The organism is Pseudomonas sp. S60 (assembly GCF_016647865.1).
GTDB classification, from domain to species: Bacteria; Pseudomonadota; Gammaproteobacteria; order Pseudomonadales; family Pseudomonadaceae; genus Aquipseudomonas; species Aquipseudomonas parafulva.
This window is the reverse complement of the sequence record NZ_JACVVH010000020.1, coordinates 58,145-73,894: the sequence shown is the minus strand read 5'-3', so window position 1 is coordinate 73,894 and position 15,750 is coordinate 58,145. Positions and strand designations below refer to the sequence as shown.

At 57.1% G+C, this 15,750-nt stretch carries 19 protein-coding genes, 1 tRNA gene and 3 pseudogenes; 15 read left to right on the top strand and 8 right to left on the bottom strand.

What is annotated here, in order from left to right:
- Positions 1–162 precede the first annotated feature (162 nt).
- From IAE33_RS12360 to tnpB, 8 genes and pseudogenes are all read left to right on the top strand, one after another.
- On the top strand, positions 163–909 hold the full coding sequence (locus IAE33_RS12360; RefSeq protein WP_028634650.1) for a 2OG-Fe dioxygenase family protein: 747 nt from the start codon (positions 163–165) through the stop codon (positions 907–909).
- A complete protein-coding gene (locus IAE33_RS12355; protein WP_201163708.1) occupies positions 893–1,375 on the top strand; it encodes a GNAT family N-acetyltransferase in 483 nt (160 codons plus the stop codon). The genes IAE33_RS12360 and IAE33_RS12355 overlap by 17 nt, the downstream gene beginning before the upstream one ends.
- Complete coding sequence (locus IAE33_RS12350) at positions 1,372–2,073, top strand: AzlC family ABC transporter permease (protein ID WP_060482553.1); 702 nt, start codon at positions 1,372–1,374, stop codon at positions 2,071–2,073. The genes IAE33_RS12355 and IAE33_RS12350 overlap by 4 nt, the downstream gene beginning before the upstream one ends.
- Entirely contained in the window at positions 2,052–2,372 is a 321-nt protein-coding gene (locus tag IAE33_RS12345) for an AzlD domain-containing protein (RefSeq protein WP_028634647.1), read from the top strand. The genes IAE33_RS12350 and IAE33_RS12345 overlap by 22 nt, the downstream gene beginning before the upstream one ends.
- A 61-nt stretch (positions 2,373–2,433) precedes the next feature.
- Positions 2,434–2,856 (top strand): hypothetical protein, encoded by a 423-nt coding sequence (locus IAE33_RS12340; protein ID WP_201163707.1) that lies wholly within the window; start codon positions 2,434–2,436, stop codon positions 2,854–2,856.
- Between the two features lie 423 nt (positions 2,857–3,279).
- On the top strand, positions 3,280–3,540 hold the full coding sequence (locus IAE33_RS12335; protein WP_201163706.1) for a hypothetical protein: 261 nt from the start codon (positions 3,280–3,282) through the stop codon (positions 3,538–3,540).
- Positions 3,541–3,642: 102 nt separating this feature from the next.
- On the top strand, positions 3,643–3,915 hold the full coding sequence (locus tag IAE33_RS12330; RefSeq protein WP_060482557.1) for a DUF3077 domain-containing protein: 273 nt from the start codon (positions 3,643–3,645) through the stop codon (positions 3,913–3,915).
- A 136-nt stretch (positions 3,916–4,051) separates the two neighbouring features.
- Positions 4,052–4,198 (top strand): annotated as a pseudogene (tnpB, locus tag IAE33_RS12325) (IS66 family insertion sequence element accessory protein TnpB); the annotation flags it as partial.
- Between the two features lie 55 nt (positions 4,199–4,253).
- Here tnpB and IAE33_RS24580 read toward each other — a convergent pair.
- Positions 4,254–4,537, bottom strand: a pseudogene (locus IAE33_RS24580) (transposase); the annotation flags it as partial.
- A gap of 119 nt (positions 4,538–4,656) precedes the next feature.
- Positions 4,657–4,953, bottom strand: a pseudogene (locus tag IAE33_RS12315) (IS66 family transposase); the annotation flags it as partial.
- Positions 4,954–5,280: 327 nt separating this feature from the next.
- Between IAE33_RS12315 and IAE33_RS12310 the strand changes: the two are divergent.
- From IAE33_RS12310 to IAE33_RS12300, 3 genes are read left to right on the top strand one after another with little or no spacing between them, the layout of a single operon-like run.
- On the top strand, positions 5,281–6,654 hold the full coding sequence (locus IAE33_RS12310) for a saccharopine dehydrogenase C-terminal domain-containing protein (protein ID WP_201163704.1): 1,374 nt from the start codon (positions 5,281–5,283) through the stop codon (positions 6,652–6,654).
- Between the two features lie 15 nt (positions 6,655–6,669).
- Positions 6,670–7,401, top strand: a complete 732-nt coding sequence (locus tag IAE33_RS12305; RefSeq protein WP_201163702.1) for a hypothetical protein — start codon at positions 6,670–6,672, stop codon at positions 7,399–7,401.
- Complete coding sequence (locus tag IAE33_RS12300) at positions 7,398–8,303, top strand: EamA family transporter (RefSeq protein ID WP_201163701.1); 906 nt, start codon at positions 7,398–7,400, stop codon at positions 8,301–8,303. Before IAE33_RS12305 ends, IAE33_RS12300 begins: the two co-directional genes overlap by 4 nt.
- Positions 8,304–8,352: 49 nt before the next feature.
- Here IAE33_RS12300 and IAE33_RS12295 read toward each other — a convergent pair whose 3' ends face one another.
- Entirely contained in the window at positions 8,353–9,516 is a 1,164-nt protein-coding gene (locus IAE33_RS12295; protein WP_201163700.1) for an ATP-binding protein, read from the bottom strand.
- A 414-nt stretch (positions 9,517–9,930) separates the two neighbouring features.
- On the opposite strand from IAE33_RS12295, the gene IAE33_RS12290 reads away from it, so the two are divergent.
- The 3 genes from IAE33_RS12290 to IAE33_RS12280 all read left to right on the top strand — a co-directional run bounded on the left by IAE33_RS12290 (position 9,931) and on the right by IAE33_RS12280 (position 11,077).
- Positions 9,931–10,191, top strand: a complete 261-nt coding sequence (locus tag IAE33_RS12290; RefSeq protein WP_201163699.1) for a hypothetical protein — start codon at positions 9,931–9,933, stop codon at positions 10,189–10,191.
- Positions 10,192–10,290: 99 nt separating this feature from the next.
- A complete protein-coding gene (locus IAE33_RS12285; protein ID WP_201163698.1) occupies positions 10,291–10,563 on the top strand; it encodes a DUF3077 domain-containing protein in 273 nt (90 codons plus the stop codon).
- A gap of 163 nt (positions 10,564–10,726) precedes the next feature.
- Positions 10,727–11,077, top strand: a complete 351-nt coding sequence (locus IAE33_RS12280; protein WP_201163696.1) for an addiction module antidote protein — start codon at positions 10,727–10,729, stop codon at positions 11,075–11,077.
- 141 nt (positions 11,078–11,218) lie between these two features.
- Here the strand turns inward: IAE33_RS12280 and IAE33_RS12275 are convergent.
- The 5 genes from IAE33_RS12275 to dapA all read right to left on the bottom strand — a co-directional run bounded on the left by IAE33_RS12275 (position 11,219) and on the right by dapA (position 14,925).
- A tRNA-Ser gene (locus tag IAE33_RS12275) sits at positions 11,219–11,308 on the bottom strand.
- A 92-nt stretch (positions 11,309–11,400) separates the two neighbouring features.
- Positions 11,401–12,111 (bottom strand): phosphoribosylaminoimidazolesuccinocarboxamide synthase, encoded by a 711-nt coding sequence (purC, locus tag IAE33_RS12270; RefSeq protein WP_201163695.1) that lies wholly within the window; start codon positions 12,109–12,111, stop codon positions 11,401–11,403.
- A gap of 30 nt (positions 12,112–12,141) precedes the next feature.
- On the bottom strand, positions 12,142–12,900 hold the full coding sequence (locus IAE33_RS12265; RefSeq protein WP_201163694.1) for an MBL fold metallo-hydrolase: 759 nt from the start codon (positions 12,898–12,900) through the stop codon (positions 12,142–12,144).
- Positions 12,901–14,022, bottom strand: a complete 1,122-nt coding sequence (gene bamC / locus IAE33_RS12260) for an outer membrane protein assembly factor BamC (protein WP_028634641.1) — start codon at positions 14,020–14,022, stop codon at positions 12,901–12,903.
- A gap of 15 nt (positions 14,023–14,037) precedes the next feature.
- Complete coding sequence (gene dapA / locus IAE33_RS12255) at positions 14,038–14,925, bottom strand: 4-hydroxy-tetrahydrodipicolinate synthase (RefSeq protein ID WP_028634640.1); 888 nt, start codon at positions 14,923–14,925, stop codon at positions 14,038–14,040.
- 259 nt (positions 14,926–15,184) lie between these two features.
- Between dapA and IAE33_RS12250 the strand changes: the two genes are divergently transcribed.
- Positions 15,185–15,745: a glycine cleavage system protein R gene (locus IAE33_RS12250; protein ID WP_009682012.1), complete on the top strand. Its 561-nt coding sequence runs from the start codon at positions 15,185–15,187 to the stop codon at positions 15,743–15,745.
- The last annotated feature ends 5 nt before the right edge of the window (positions 15,746–15,750 follow it).

Here is a 15,750-nt window from a genome sequence, read left to right as displayed (position 1 = left end):
GTGCAACAAGGCCTGAGAGCATACCGCAGAACCCCTGCCCTGTCTGCTCGGCCGGTCGCCCGCCAGCAAGCGACGGTTGAGGCACCTCAAAAAAAAGTGAAGTTTCTGCCATCATTTTGCCTGCTAGATTGGCGCCCAGTTTTTCAACTGGAAGAGATGCCAATGCTTACACTCAAACGGAACATTGATGACGCCCTGCGCCAGAACAAGACGGTGAACGTGCTGGGCAGCGACTTTGCCCTGAACGGCGGGTTTGGCCACTTCGTGTCGTTTTCCAAGAGCTGGGAAACCATGGGTGTCGACCGCTACTACGGCCAGGCCGAAAAAGGCACCCGCTACCGCCGCTACAGCGACTTCGACTTCAACCCGGTCACCGGCGAGCTGCAACAGCTGGAACACCGCGCCTACGAGCAGTCTGAGCAGCACAACCAGTATGTAGGCGGCATGCGGCGCCACTTCGAGGACGTGTCCAGCGACGTGTTCAATTCGCCGGTGCTGCGCGCCCTGATCAAACTGGACTTCGACGTGTACAAGGCGGTGCTGCCCGAAGAACTGCACGATGTGACCTGGCAGTGCCAGGTGCACCAGATTCGCATCGAGATCAAACCCGGCGCGCAAATCGAAATCACCCCCGAAGGTATTCACTGCGACGGCTACCCCTTCAGCGGCGTGCATTTCTGGGGCCGCCACAACGTTGAAGGCGCCACCAGCAAGGTCTACGACAAACAGTCCAACGTGATCGACTCGGGCACCTACCAGGAAATTCTCGACACCACGTACTTCCTCGACCGCGAACTGCAGCACTACGTAACCCCGGCCATCAACCCCAGCGAATCGGAAATGGGCTACCGGCAAATCATCGCCATCTCCTTCTCCCGCCCGGGTAGCGAACATGACATTGTCAAATAGCCTGGAGCTGGCAGCACGCAAGGTTGCCCCGCCCGACCATATCAACGGCCTGACCATCAAGAAGGCTACGCCGTTCTATGCCACGCGGCTGGTCAGCTTCCTCAAGCGCTTCAACGAAGTGTCGTTCTGCGACTGGCAGAACGAAGACTTGCTGAAGGGGTTGCTGGGCTCTGACAGCACCTTCTGCTACGTAGCCGAGAACCACAGCGGGGCGATCATCGGCGCAGTGGCCGGTGGGGCGATGGGTACGCGCGGCACCATCAACCACTTGGCCGTGTCACCGGATTACCGGCACAGCCGCATCGGCACATCGCTGACCACGTCGATTCTCAACGACTTCCGCCAGCATGGCATCCGCCGGGTGTTCCTGTTCATCGACGAGGCCAACCCCTCGGCGATGCACTTCTGGAACAAACAGGGCTTCAGCCAGACACGCGGTGAAATCACCTGCGAGGTCGACCTATGACCGACCTCGCATTGCAACCGGTATGGCGCAAGGAAAGCTTCTTCGACGCATTGCCGGTGATCACCGGCTATTTCGTAGTGAGCTTCGTGTTCGGCGTGATGTGCATCAACGCCGGGCTGCCCTTGTGGCTGCCGGTGGCCATGTGCGTGTTCGTGTATGCCGGGGCGGCGCAGTTTGCCGCACTGGCCTTGATCACCTCGGGCGCACCGCTGCTTTCGATCGCGGTATCGACGCTGCTGATCAACTCGCGGCACATGCTGATGGCCATGTACATGGCCAAGCAGAGCGAGGGGCTGGGCATCAGCAAAACCCAGAAGCTGCTGTATGCATTCGGCCTGACCGACGAATCGTTCGCTCTGCACAGCCAGCGCCTGCAAAGCCGCAAATACACCCCGCCCGGCTACCTGCTGCAGTTCAATACCTGGTGCCATGCCAGCTGGATTGCTGGCGCGCTGCTGGGCGCAGTGGCGTCCGACGCCCTGCACCGGTTCTCGCAGTTCAAGCTGGACTACGCCCTGACCGCCATGATGATCTACGTGCTGGTTTCACTGTGCAACAGCCGCCCCAAGCTGGTGGTTGCCCTGGTAGTGATTGCCACCACGTGCCTGCTCAACGCGTTCTTCCCTTCCCCCCTCAATGTATTCGTGGCAACTGCCGTGGGTTGTGGAGTTGGCTTATGCCTGAAGAAAAGTACCTGATCGCTGCGGTGGCGCTGATGATGGCGATCACCTACCTGACCCGCGCCACGCCGCTGCTGTTCAGGATGCAGCGCACGCCCAAGGTGTTCAACGACGTCATCGAATACCTGCCCGTGGCGATCATCGCCAGCATCACCGTGCCGGCCTTGCTGATGGCCAAGGACGGCACGCTGATGGCAGTGAACGCCGACATGCTGGCCGCCATACCGGTGGCGCTGGTTGCCTATTTTACCCGCAGCCTGATTTTCAGCGTGGCGGCCGGGATCGGCGCACACATCGCGATCACGCTGTGGTCGTGACGTGAACCCGCCCAACGCAGCACCCCGCCCGCAGCACCCCGCCACTCACAAGGAAACCGGCATGAGCCAAGCACGCAAACAGGTGACACTTGCAAATCTAAGCGAGTTTGCGCGCCTCATGCCCAAGGGCCTGCCCCACGACCAGGTGATAGCGGCCATGAGCAGCCTGTCACTGAAGTGCTCGCTGAACTACGAGTTGAGCAAGACGTTTCTGGTCGACGGCTGGATCGTCGAATACCGCCACCTGCGCACGGCTGCGCAACTGGCGCCGGTCAATGACCTGCTGCTGTTTACGACCTCGGGTGGGTTGCAGATCAAACGGGCTGATGGCACGCAACTGCTGCTTGAAAGCGGCGATCAGGTGGTGTTGCCGGCGGACAGTGAGGCTACCGTTTACCCGGTGGGTAGGGATGACAAGGTGAGTTTTATCGCCTTGTCGATGGAGCTTGATCTGGGGCAGGTGTTGCAGGAGATTGTGGATTAGCCGGCTGTGCGGCACGTCCAGCGGCGGTTATAGCAATAGATAGCGATGTATAGCTGTTTTTGCTAGCTTTCAGTAGCTTTTGATCGATTTGAAAGTCTATGGTGTTCCCGCATCTCGTCCTACAGCTTCAACGCTCAGAATTATCCCCTTTCTTGTAGGCCATTTCCCAAACATACTGCCGAACTGCTCAAACTGTTGCGACGGATTGGGTCGCGCTCTAGTCTCGGTTGGTCGTTGCAAAATCAACGACCGGCTTTGACAGGCCGATCACTCAAGTTTCCGTTTCAGCGCTTTATGGCAGCTGTGCATGGGGCACATTCGTGTGCGCCGGGTTCTTGGGTAACCGGTCTGTCAACCTGTGTATAGCTGCCTCCATTCGTTTGACAGCGTTGCCAGGCGGCTCCACTTACCCAAGGAGCTTTCATGCGCAAGATAGTCCCCGATCCTCCCTATCGGCTGGCCACACAGCCCCTCCAGGACACCCTCGTACATTCCTCGGAATATATACGCTGCGCCCTGTGCGTTGCCCGCCAATCCGTGCAGCTGCAACCCACCGCACACAGCTCGGTGGTGATGCAGGCGGTCATCCATGAAATGGAGGCAGTGCAGGACCTGGTCGAGTCGGCACTGATGCAACTGCAGATGCGCTCGCCGATAACCGCCGAACCGCACAGCTTGCACTAGCAGGCCTGGCCACATCGCAGGCACACCCCGCCCCCCCAGTGGGAGCGGGTTTACCCGCGAAGGGGCCAGCAGAGCCACCGCAAATTCCAGGGAAATATCACAATGCCAACCGACGCCCCAAAAGACCCCACCACCGTCGGCAAGACCTGTTTCTACCAAGGCGAAAACAACACCCACCCCCTGTTCCGCATAGAGCCCGGCATCCCCTGCCAGGACGCCCGCGAACAAGCCTCCGAACTGATGGGCTACGTCCGCGACCTGATCATCACCGGGCTGATGGAGGGCGACCAGAAACTGATCTGGGCCTCGCACTACCTCAGCGCCATGGCCAAGGCGCTGCTGGATGATGCTGAGCTGGGGATGATGAAAAAATAGCCAAAAACGAAAAAGCCACTGAAAGCTTTCGCTAACAGGGGCTTCATCTTGGTAAGCGCTCCTTGAACCCCACATTCAAAGCGCTTACCTGATCCCTGATGCTGTGCTCCCGACTTCTTTCTGGAGTTCGCCGAGCATGATGCGACCCGATGCCAAAGTCGAAAAAGTGTATCTCTACCCCAAGCCCGTCGACTTCCGAAAGTCCATCGATGGCCTGGCGGCTTTGGTCGAGCTAGACATCAAGGTAGCCGTCTTTGACCCTGTGGTTTTCGTCTTCCTCAACGAGCCTCGCAACCGCGTGAAGATCTTGTACTGGGAGCGCAACGGCTTCTGCTTCAGCCATCAAGAGCGCAGTGGTCTCCTTCAATATTTTCTTCTCAAGCTCCAGCCGGTTGATACGGGTCTGAAGCTCGTGAATGGTCTGCTGCTCCGGCGTGAGCCCCTTGGCAGTGGGCGTAATGCCCCCGCGCTCCAGCTACAACTGGCTAACCCAGCGGTGCAATAAGCTCTCACCTACATCTAGAGATATGGCGGCCTCGGGACAACTGTAGCCTTGGTCGAGCACCAGGCTGGCAGCTCCACGCTTGAAAGTAGGGGTGAAGATACGTCGTTGTCTGCTCATCGAACACCTCAGTGTGGCGAGCATTCTCGCCTAAAAAGGTGTCCGGGGAGTGCGATCCATAAACCCCACCTTCTAAAAGATGGGGCCTCAGTTTACCGTGGTATCTCTGGCGAGCAGTTTCATGGCAGCAGGGCTTCGTAGTCCGAAACCGACGACGCATACGGCAGGCGCTCAAGTACGTGGCGCAGCCACGTGTAGGGCTCCTGGCCTTTGACCTTGGCGGTGTCGACCAAGCTGTATATCTGCGCACTTGCCGTGGCGCCCTTGGGCGTGTCACTGAACAGCCAAGCCTTGCGCCCAGTCACAAACGGCTTTATCGAACGCTCTGCCAGGTTGTTGTCGATTGGCAAATGGCCCGCTTCGACATACCGTTCCAGGCGGCTCCAGTTGTTTGCCAGGTAATGCGGGCTGGCTCCAGAAGGAAATCGGGAGCGCAGCATCGGGCATCAGGTAAACGCTTTGAATGTGGGGTTCATGGAGCACTTACGATGGACTGATGAATTTCGCCGTGGTCATGAGTTCATTAGCTGTCCTAATGCTTTGAATAGTAGCGCACATGTATACATCATGTTTAAAGCGTCAAAAATATGCCCTACCCTTCTCACGAATCAGATCACACGCATCCTACATATTTAAAAAAATCCACCTGATACATTCCTTGTAAGCTATCGCGACGAAGCCAACCTGCTCAAATTTAGCGCCATCAAATGAGTGAAGGCTTCCAGCCACAAGGAGAAACTGCAATGAAAGTAGTGATCGTGGGTTTCGGTGCAATGGCCGCCGCGCTGTTACCCATAATGAAATCTGAATTTGCAACCCTAATCAAAAGCATACACATATATGACCCCAGCATTGAGCCTGAAACCGAGTACAGCCCCGGCTTTAGCACGCACCGCGTCCGAAAAAAACTCACAAAAGAAAACCTAGCGGAAACCCTGAAAAATTTAGACGCTGAGAGTTTTCTGATCAATTTATCCGTTGACGTATCGAGCAAGGATCTCGTAAAACTCGCTAACGCAAAGGGGTCCCTTTACATCGACACGTGTATCGAGCCCTGGCTCGGGCACTATAACAACCCTACGCTCCCCCTTGCAGATAGAACCAACTATTATCTTCGTGAACAAATATTAGCACTAAGAAAAGAGCTGGGGCAGGGCCCTACAGCAGTCATCGCCCACGGCGCTAACCCTGGCCTAGTATCCCACTTCGTGAAGCGGGCGATGCTGCACCTGTATCGTGACATTGCGAGAACTCCTCTCACGACGCCCCAGTCGAAGTGTGATTGGGCAAAGCTGTCCAATACGTTGGGAATAAAAGTTATTCACATCGCAGAGCACGACACGCAAATTGCAAAGATACCTAAGCACGCCAATGAATTCGTTAATACTTGGTCAGTTGATGGCTTTATTTCTGAGGGACAACAGCCTGCAGAGCTAGGATGGGGTACTCACGAGTATTCAATACCTGATACAGCCGCCCATCATCTGATAGGCTCCAAATGTGCAATTTATTTTGATCGGCCTGGCGCTATGATCAGGGTCAGAACCTGGACGCCCGCCCAGGGCGCCTGCCTAGGATACCTAATTACACATAACGAGACTATTTCATTAGCTGAGTACCTTAGCCTTTATCAAGATGGTGCACTGACCTACAGGCCTACTGTTAACTATGCCTATCACCCTTGCAATGATGCTGTCTTATCACTGCATGAGTTAAGTGGCCGATCATGGACGCCCCAGACGACCAAGCGAGTCCTTCGTGGAGAAGATATTTCGGAGGGGGCCGATTTTCTAGGCGTCCTCTTAATGGGCCATGAGAAAAATGCATATTGGTACGGCTCTACGCTCAGCAATACCGCCGCCCAAGTATTGGGGTATGAATGCTCGGCCACTTCCATGCAAGTCGTGGCGGGCTTAGTTTCAGGAATGAAATGGGCACTTGCGAACCCTGATCGCGGGATCACTGAACCTGAAGACATGGATTTTGAGTTTGTACTGAGGGCGGCCGAGCCCTACTTGGGGCACTTAACTGGCGTATACACAAACTGGCTACCAGGAAACGATCTGTATCCTAAAAAAAATCAGGACAAATGGCAGTTTGAAAATTTCTTAGAATAATAAGGAGCGTATCCAATGGGCTACACAAAATCCCCGATAGGTCTGAAAAGCTATGACTGGTCCTCTATGACCCTACTTGCCGACTTGAACACAAAGGCTATAACAGGCTGCAAGAAGACTATTGAGGCGCGTCGCGAACACTTTTGGCACGACATGAATTCAGAATTCGACTCCAAGCATTTCCTGCTCTATCTCATGCGACGTTCAGATTTGACATTGAGCGACGACTTCTTAGAGTTCGCATGCCTCTGGCACCTTGATGAGCAAAATCATTATCGCGGCCTACGTAAAATAAATAGTGTCCTGTATGGAATCCCTGAGAGTAAAATAGACGAATTCGTAGCATCGCGGCAACCGGACTTCACAAGCATTGACCAATTCTTGATTGACGAGTTCAGCATCCTCCTATCAATTGCCTTCGACGAAGTAACCAGTACCCGGGCGTATAGACAGGATTTCCCACTTTTTGACAGTTTGGGACCGAGGTGTCTGTCGGTTTGGGTGAGAAATGCAGCCAAGGATGAGGCTGCGCATTATGGAAATGCCATTAGGCTCCTCAAGCTCAGTCACCGGCGTCGTTTCAATGAACTTCCCGCGCTTCTTGACAGGATTGTTAATTTTGAGACGGCTAAGGATTTCGCCTATCACAGTACATTCCTATTCGACCATGACACTGACGACTTCTCGCAAGCGCTTCTGGCTTCGAGCAGATGCGCAATCCTGGATACATTGAGGAGTGATTTATGACATGGCTCTATCTTTCCCTACTCGCCCCCTTTATGTGGAGCCTGTCCAACCTGATCGACAAGTATGCTATTACACACATCACCTCTCACTTTATATCGTTCATCTTCCTTTTGAGCGTGGGCAACATTGTCATTACTGTATTTATTTACAGTACTTTTCCGCTTAAGCCTGTAGACCTGACGACCGCAACGTTGAACCTAGCATCAGGATTATTTATATTTTTGCAATATTTTGCTTACAGCTATTGTCTTGAGGATATGGACGTAGCAATCGTCATACCCATTCATCAATCCGAACCCCTTTTTGTGTTGATAATTTCTGTGTTGTTTTTTCATGCGATCCCGACATTTTGGCAACTTATCGGCTTTACCTTGATCATGGCAGGCATACTAGTTCTGTGCGTATCACGCAAGACGATGCAAGGTTTAGGCAACGTCAAATATGTGGCGGTACTTTTGATTTCAGCCTTGTTTGGCGCGTTGTCGACTTTGATATCGGACGACCTGCTACACACTAATCAACTGGCGTCTGTTCTGGCTCTAAATTTTGCAGGCTATGCCCTAGGAGGCGTTTTGCTTTTGCTTGTCCCTACCTGGCGACGCATCATCATTGATGACCTGAAAATCCTGACCCCACGGCAGTATGGTGTTTTCGGCTTTACGAATCTTTTTGACGTCGCAGGTTATATATTCTTTACAGCAGCTTTGGCCGTAGGAGGCGGCGCCGCACTGGTGTCGGTAGTCGTCAGCGCACACCCGATATTCGTGGTTGCGCTGGGCTTTATAGCCGCGCGCTTATTTCCAACCCTCTACAGTCAGGACACAGCGCCGCAGGGTGTGACGAGGAAAATCACAGCAATCGTGGTAATTTCAAGTGGCGTAGCAATGCTTTCATTTCAATAGCAAGGTACGTGCGGTAACGGGATTGCTCCGCGAGATGCTGTGGTGCCGATCATCGCTGGCGGCGCATAAACTGCGCAAAAAGGGGCACTGTGAAGTCCAAAACCCCATGGTCGGTACTGTAAGCCATGCCTTTAGCGATGACCTTGGCTCTGATTGGGCCCAGTGAAGACTGAGTGCGGCCCATCCTTCTGGCGATGTCACCCACCGCGTATGGGCCATCACCCAGCTCCGACATGGCGCGCACGAACAGCACTTCACTGGGCGTGAGCTGGTCAATTCTTACCCTGAAGAAACCGGCATCGAGCAGTGCCAAGGTTTCGGAATAAGAATGAACGACATCGTCCAGCGTTATCTCCGGGCCCTCGGCGTAGTTCCATGCCGTGGATGCCCACTCTTGGAGAAAGAACGGATAGCCCCCGGTTTGCACCACAATTTCATTCAAGGCTGCGGGGGCAATCGATGCCTCCTCCTCCAGAATCGGCTTGAGTACCGCCTGCGCAGCAGCATCGGCATCCAGTGCATTGATTTCCGGGTACAGAAACAGGCGCTCGGCGTAAGACTTTGCTTCACCTGCAAGCCGTGCGACCTGTGGCAGGCCGGCACCTACAAGCAATATAGGCAAGCCTTCCTGAGCCATTCGGTGCATGGCCACGATCAGCGCCCGCAGGTCGGCCTCACCCAAGTACTGCACTTCGTCAATCAGAAGAATCCAGCCCTTCCCGGCAGTCTTGGCTGCCCGGCCGATGACGTTGAACAGATCTGGCAGGTCGTATTGCAGGTTGCCGCTGTCTGCCAAGCCAGGCTCCGGCTCGACACCCACCTCGACACCTGCGATATCGATCTTGAAGATGGAGGCAAAGCCACGCAGCCCCTTTAGACCACGGTTGGCAATCTGCTTGGCCGCTTCAATGGTAGACAACGAGCGCATCACTTTGCGCATTTCAGGGTAGAGCAGGCGCGCCAGGCTTTCCTCTTCCGGGGATTCAACTTTGGAGACCAGCATGCCTTGCTGCTCGGCAATTTTTCCGACTTCGTTCAACAGCACCGTCTTGCCTGTGCCTCGCAACCCCAACAGCATCATGGAGCGAGCACTACGACCATTGATTGCGCGCCCACAGGCAATACGAGCATGCTCGAGCACCGCATCACGCCCCGCCAGCTCGGGCGGCCTGCTGCCGGCGCCGGGTGCGAAGGGGTTGCGGTACGGGTCCATGGAGTGCCTCCAACAGCAGTTATAGCAATAGATAGCAAAGTCTAGCTGTTTTCGCTAGCTTTCAGTAGATTTTGATAGTTTTGAAAATTTGGGACCTTTTTTCTGTCTGTCCTACAACCTTAAACTCAGAATTATTCCCTTTCGTGTAGGCCATTTCCCAAACATACTGCCGAACCACTCAAACCGTTGCGACGGATTCAGTCGCGCTCTAGTCTCGGTTCGTCGTTGATACGCAACGACCGGCTTTGACAGGCCGACAAGTCTCCGTGCACGTGCAACCGTTATGGCGGCAGTACGTGGGGCACCTCGTGTGCGCCGAGTCTCCGGAGTCCTCGGTCTGTCAACCCGCGTACCGCTGCCACCTTCTTGTTTGACAGCAATTCCGTGGTAGCTCGACTGACTCTGGAGCTATATATGCGCAAGATAGTCCCCGACCCTCCCTATCCACTGGCCACACAGCCTCTTCAAGACACCCTCGCCCATTCCTCGGAATATATACGCTGCGCCCTGTGCGTTGCCCGCCAATCCGTGCAACTGCAACCCACCGCACACAGCTCGGTGGTGATGCAGGCGGTCATCCATGAAATGAAGGCAGTGCAGGACCTGGTCGAGTCGGCACTGATGCAACTGCAGATGCGCTCGCCGATAACCGCCGAACCGCACAGCTTGCACTAGCAGGCCTGGCCCCATCGCAGGCACACCCCGCCCCAGTGGGAGCGGGTTTACCCGCGAAGGGGCCAGCAGAGCCACCGCAAATTCCAGGGAAATACCACAATGCCAACCGACGCCCCAAAAGACCCCACCACCGTCGGCAAGACCTGCTTCTACCAGGGCAAAAACAACACCCACCCCCTGTTCCGCATAGAGCCTGGCATCCCCTGCCAGGACGCTCGCGAACAAGCCTCCGAACTGATGGGCTACGTCCGCGACCTGATCATCACCGGGCTGATGGAAGGCGACCAGAAACTGATCTGGGCCTCGCACTACCTCAGCGCCATGGCCAAGGCGCTGCTGGATGATGCTGAGTTGGGGATGATGAAAAAGTAAGTCAGTTGGGTGATGCCTCTGGGGGTATCCCATCGAGAGGCATCATTCATACCAAGCCACCGCGAGCCGACGAAATGATGCTCTACGGTAGCAACAAGACGGATCAGCACAGAGCCATCACGCGAGCTAAAGAAATTCTTTGTATGGTACGAGGAAAAAAACGATGAGCGCTATTCTCGACCCCGAAGACATGCCCATCCTTGATCTCGATTTGAGCGATACCAAGCCCTTCGAGGCTTCCAGATTTCTCGACAGCCCTGAAACCATTGCGGCTTTTTTAGCCCAGGCAATGAAGGCTAACGATGCTCAGACCTTGATGCATGCATTGCGTGAAGTCGCGAAAGCCAAAGGCGTGAATCAGTTTGCACAGGAGGCGGGGGTGAATCGTGAATCGCTTTATAAAACGCTCAAGGGTGCGGATAAGACAAGGTTCTCCACAGTGCAGAAGCTGCTGCTGGCCCTAGGAGTTGAGCTGACAGTCAGGCCGCTCGAAAAGCTCTCAGCCTCGTCGTAGGCCCATTGCTGCCTATGAAGTAAATGGCTATGAACACCTTTGCACTAAGCGATACAAGGGTCTAAACGACAAATGCCCGATGGATTAGCTCGGAAAAAGAAAAACCCCTGAAACTTATCAAGTTCCAGGGGTTTTCAGATATGGCGGAGAGATAGGGATTTGAACCCTAGGTACTGTTGCCAGTACAACGGATTTCGAATCCGTCCCGTTCGACCACTCCGGCATCTCTCCAATGCCGCGTATCATACCAGCGAATTTTGAAAACGCAAACCTTTATTTTCTAAAAAACCACGTGGTATCAGGCGCTTGCGTGAATTGGCGCGTTACAGCGGCACGCCCAGGCGCTTGGCAACTTCTTCGTACGCTTCGATTACATCGCCCAGGCCCTGACGGAAGCGGTCCTTGTCCATCTTCTTGCGGGTTTCCTTGTCCCACAGTCGGCAGCCGTCGGGGCTGAACTCGTCGCCCAGCACAATCTGGCCGTGGAATACGCCGAATTCCAGTTTGAAGTCGACCAGCAGCAGGCCGGCGTCATCGAACAGCTTGCTCAGCACTTCGTTGACCTTGAGCGACAGCTTTTTCATATCGACCAGCTGCTCGGCGGTGCCCCAGCCGAAAGCCACAACGTGGGATTCGTTGATGAAGGGGTCGCCCTTCTCGTCGTTTTTCAGGAACAGCTCGAAGGTGGACGGCTCCAGCTTGATGCCCTCCTCCACGCCCAGGCGCTTGACCAGGCTGCCGGCAGCATAGTTACGCACTACGCATTCCACAGGGATCATGTCCAGCTTCTTCACCAGGCATTCGTTGTCGCCCAGCAGCTTGTCGAACTGGGTGGGCACACCGGCTTCTTCCAGTTTCTGCATGATGAAGGCGTTGAACTTGTTGTTCACCATGCCTTTGCGGTCGAGCTGCTCGATGCGCTTGCCGTCGAACGCCGACGTGTCGTTGCGGAACAGCAGGATCAAGCGGTCGGCGTCGTCGGTCTTGTAAACCGATTTGGCCTTGCCGCGGTAGAGTTCGTCGCGTTTTTCCATGATTGGGCTCCGCTTGCTTGAGGTGTTGGGCTAGGCGATTTCGCGCCAGTCGAGCCCGTGTTCCTGGTTTGCCACCTGGAGCCAGCCAGGGTCGCACCCAAGGGTGTCGACGAAGCACTGGCGGGCCAGGTGTGGCAGGTTGTTCTTGCTGCTGAGGTGGGCCAGCACCAGGTGCTGCAGGTTGCTCCAGCCCAACTCCTGCACCAGGCTTGCGGCCTGGTGATTGTTCAAATGCCCTTGCATGCCCCCGACCCGCTGCTTGAGAAAGTACGGGTAGTGGCCGCGCGCCAACATGTCACGGCAGTGGTTGGCCTCGATCAGCAACGCATCCAGGCCATGGTAACGCTCCAGCAACCGCGCATCGTACGAGCCAAGGTCGGTCAGTATGCCAAACCGGCGCTTGCCGTCGCTGGCCACGTACTGCAACGGCTCATAGGCATCATGCTCGACCCGCGCGGCGGTAACCTCGAGGCTACCGATTTGCAGGCGTTGCCCACACGCGAGAAAACCGGCCACCTCCACCGGCTTGCGCAAACCGCGCAAGGTGCCCTGGCTGAGGTAGACCGGTACATTGTAGCGCCGTGACAGCAGGCCCACCCCATGCACGTGGTCGGCATGCTCGTGGGTAACCAGCACCGCACTGAGCTGTGCTGCCGAAACCCCGAGCAGCGCCAGGCGCCGCTCGGTTTCACGCAGGGAAAACCCGCAGTCGACCAGGATGACGGTGTCACCACTGGCGATCAGCGTGCCGTTCCCTTGGCTGCCGCTTCCGAGTACCGCGAAGCGCACTTAGCCCAGGTGGTCCTGAATGGCGCTCAGCACGCGGCGGGCGACATCGGCCGGGGCCACGGTGTTGATGTTTTTCTCGACAGTAACCTGCACGCTCTCACCCACCTTGCTCAGGCGGACCTGGTAGCGCTCGGCACGGGCTTCGCGCTCTTCCTTGGTGGGCTCGCTGCCGAACATGCGGCCAAAGAAGCCAGGCTGGTTCTGCTTGTCTTCAGGCTTTTCGGACAGGTTGATGTAGTACAGGCCCAGGCTGCGGTTGATGTCTTCGACACGCCACTCGCCGCCTTGCTCCAGGGCACGGCCCACGCTGGACCAGGCACGGTCCAGGTCGGCACCCAGGAACAGTACCGGGTTGCCGCTGCCGTCTTCGCTGAGGCTGACGCGGCTTGGCACATCGAAGTCGCGCTCTGCCAGCAGCGACACCGAACCGCCTTTCTCGGCGCTGCGGTTCATGCTGGCCAGCAGCTCGTCGACCAGCAGCGCATCGGCGCCGGTGTTGGTGGAGGTGGACGGGAAATCGGGCTCGGCGCTGCTGCCGGCCGGGCGCTCGACGCTGACCACGTACACCTCGGAGGTGTTGCGCTGCACGCCGGGCTCGATACGCACCCGCACGCGCACGTCGCTGTTGGCGCTGCTGGCAGTGCTGGCCAGGCGTTGGCCCATGGACGCCGACAGCTCGTCGAAGCGCTGCCAGGTGGTGTTGAATTCGCCGGTTTGCGGGCGTTCTTCAGCGATGCGGAAGCCGTTGTCCTCGAAGAACTGGCGGGCCACCGGCCACACTTCGGCTGGCGCATGCTGGGCCAGCACCCAACGGCTGGTGCCGCTGCGCTGCAGGCTGTAGTCAGTGGCCTGGCCGGCACCGCCGGTCAAGGGTTGCGGGCGCGGCACCACGAACTCGCCGGCGACGCTGTCGTCGGCAACGTTGCGTGGAATCGGCAGCAGGGGGTCGAGGCGCTTGACGCCGCTCACGTCCGAAGGCAGCTGCATGGGCGCAGTGGGGTGCGCCTGCAGGTAATCGCTGCCGCGGTCGCGGAAATAGCCATCTTCGCCCCACAGCCAGCCACACCCACTGGTGCTGGAGATGATCAGGGCAAGGGCGGAAAGACCAGCCAGTCGCTTCATGCGGGGTACTTCCTCTTAAACCAGTACGCCGGACTGGCGCAGGGCAGTACGGACTTTGTCGTGGCAGCCTTCGCTCAGCCAGGTCAGTGGCAGGCGAATGCCTTTTTTCATCAGGCCCATTTCAACCAGCGCCCATTTGACCGGGATCGGGTTGGACTCGCAGAACAGGTCTTTGTGCAGGGGCATGAGCGTGTCGTTGATTGCGCGGGCCTTCTCGGCATTGCCCGCAAGGGCGGCCTCGCACAGGTCGGCCATTTCGCGCGGGGCGACGTTGGCCGTGACGGAAATATTACCTTTGCCACCCATCAGGATCAGCTCGACGGCAGTCGGGTCGTCACCGGACAGCACGATGAAGTCGCTGTCGACGCCTTCCAGGATGGCCTTGGCGCGGGCCATGTCGCCGGTCGCTTCCTTGATGCCGATGATGTTCTTGACCTTCGACAGGCGGATGACGGTGTCAGCCTGCATGTCGCAGGAGGTGCGGCCAGGTACGTTATACAGGATCTGCGGGATGTCGACGGCTTCGGCAACGTGCTTGAAGTGCTGGTACAGGCCTTCTTGCGTCGGCTTGTTGTAGTACGGCACCACCAGCAGGCAGGCATCGGCACCGGCATTCTTGGCGTTCTGGGTCAGGTGCACCGCTTCGGCAGTGGAGTTGGCACCGGTGCCGGCGATGACCGGCACGTGGTGGTTGCTGCGCTTGACGCGCTCGACCACGTGCTTGATGACCAGGATGTGCTCTTCGACATCGAGCGTGGCGGACTCGCCGGTGGTACCGACGGCGACGATGGCGTGGGTGCCGTTTTCCAGGTGGAAGTCTACAAGCTTGTCGAGGCTTTCCCAGTCAAGACGCCCTTGTGCATCCATGGGAGTGACCAATGCCACCATACTGCCCGCAATCATGTAACTGCTCCTGCCGGAAAAAGAGAGCGGTAATGGTACTGGGGGCATCGGCCTTGTACAAGCGAAGCAGGCGGGCGGAGCATTCCCCTCAGCGGCTTATTTCGCTACCCTTGATGCTTTGATCGGTGCAGCGCGGCCCGTCGGGCCGTCGACCTTGCTCCCCGCCAGCGTTCATGGCCTCGCATGCGAGCCCCGGGCCCTGCCGGCAGGAGGCTTTCGCCCGTCCTGCGCCGACCGCTCATCGCTTTAGGAATGCTGCATGTCCACCCCCACTGTCCGCGAACAATTCCTCGTCATCAGCGCCTTGGGGCCCAACCCCATGGAGCTGGCCAACGTGCTCAGCCGCGCCGCCTTCGAAAACCGCTGCGCGGTGGTCACCTCGCGCCTGAGCCGCCACGGCGAGACCAGCGCCCTGGTCTTGCAGGTAGGCGGCAGCTGGGATGCCCTGGCGCGCCTCGAAGCCATGCTGCCCAGCCTTGGCAAGAAGCACGGCCTGACCCTGGACGTGGTGCGCAGCGCCGACCAGGAAGTGCGCCCGCAGGCGCTGCCGTACGTGGCCTACGTGAGCGCCGCGTACCGCCCGGACATCATCAACGAGCTGTGCCAGTTCTTCCTCGACCACCGCGTCGAGCTCGAAGCCATGACGTGCGACACCTACCTGGCGCCGCAAACTGGCAGCAGCATGCTCAATGCCCAGTTCACCGTGATCCTGCCAGCCGGCACCCAAATCAGCTGGTTGCGTGACCAGTTCCTGGACTTTGCCGATGCGCTGAACCTGGATGCCCTGATCGAACCCTGGCGCCCCCAGAACCCTATGTAAGGAGC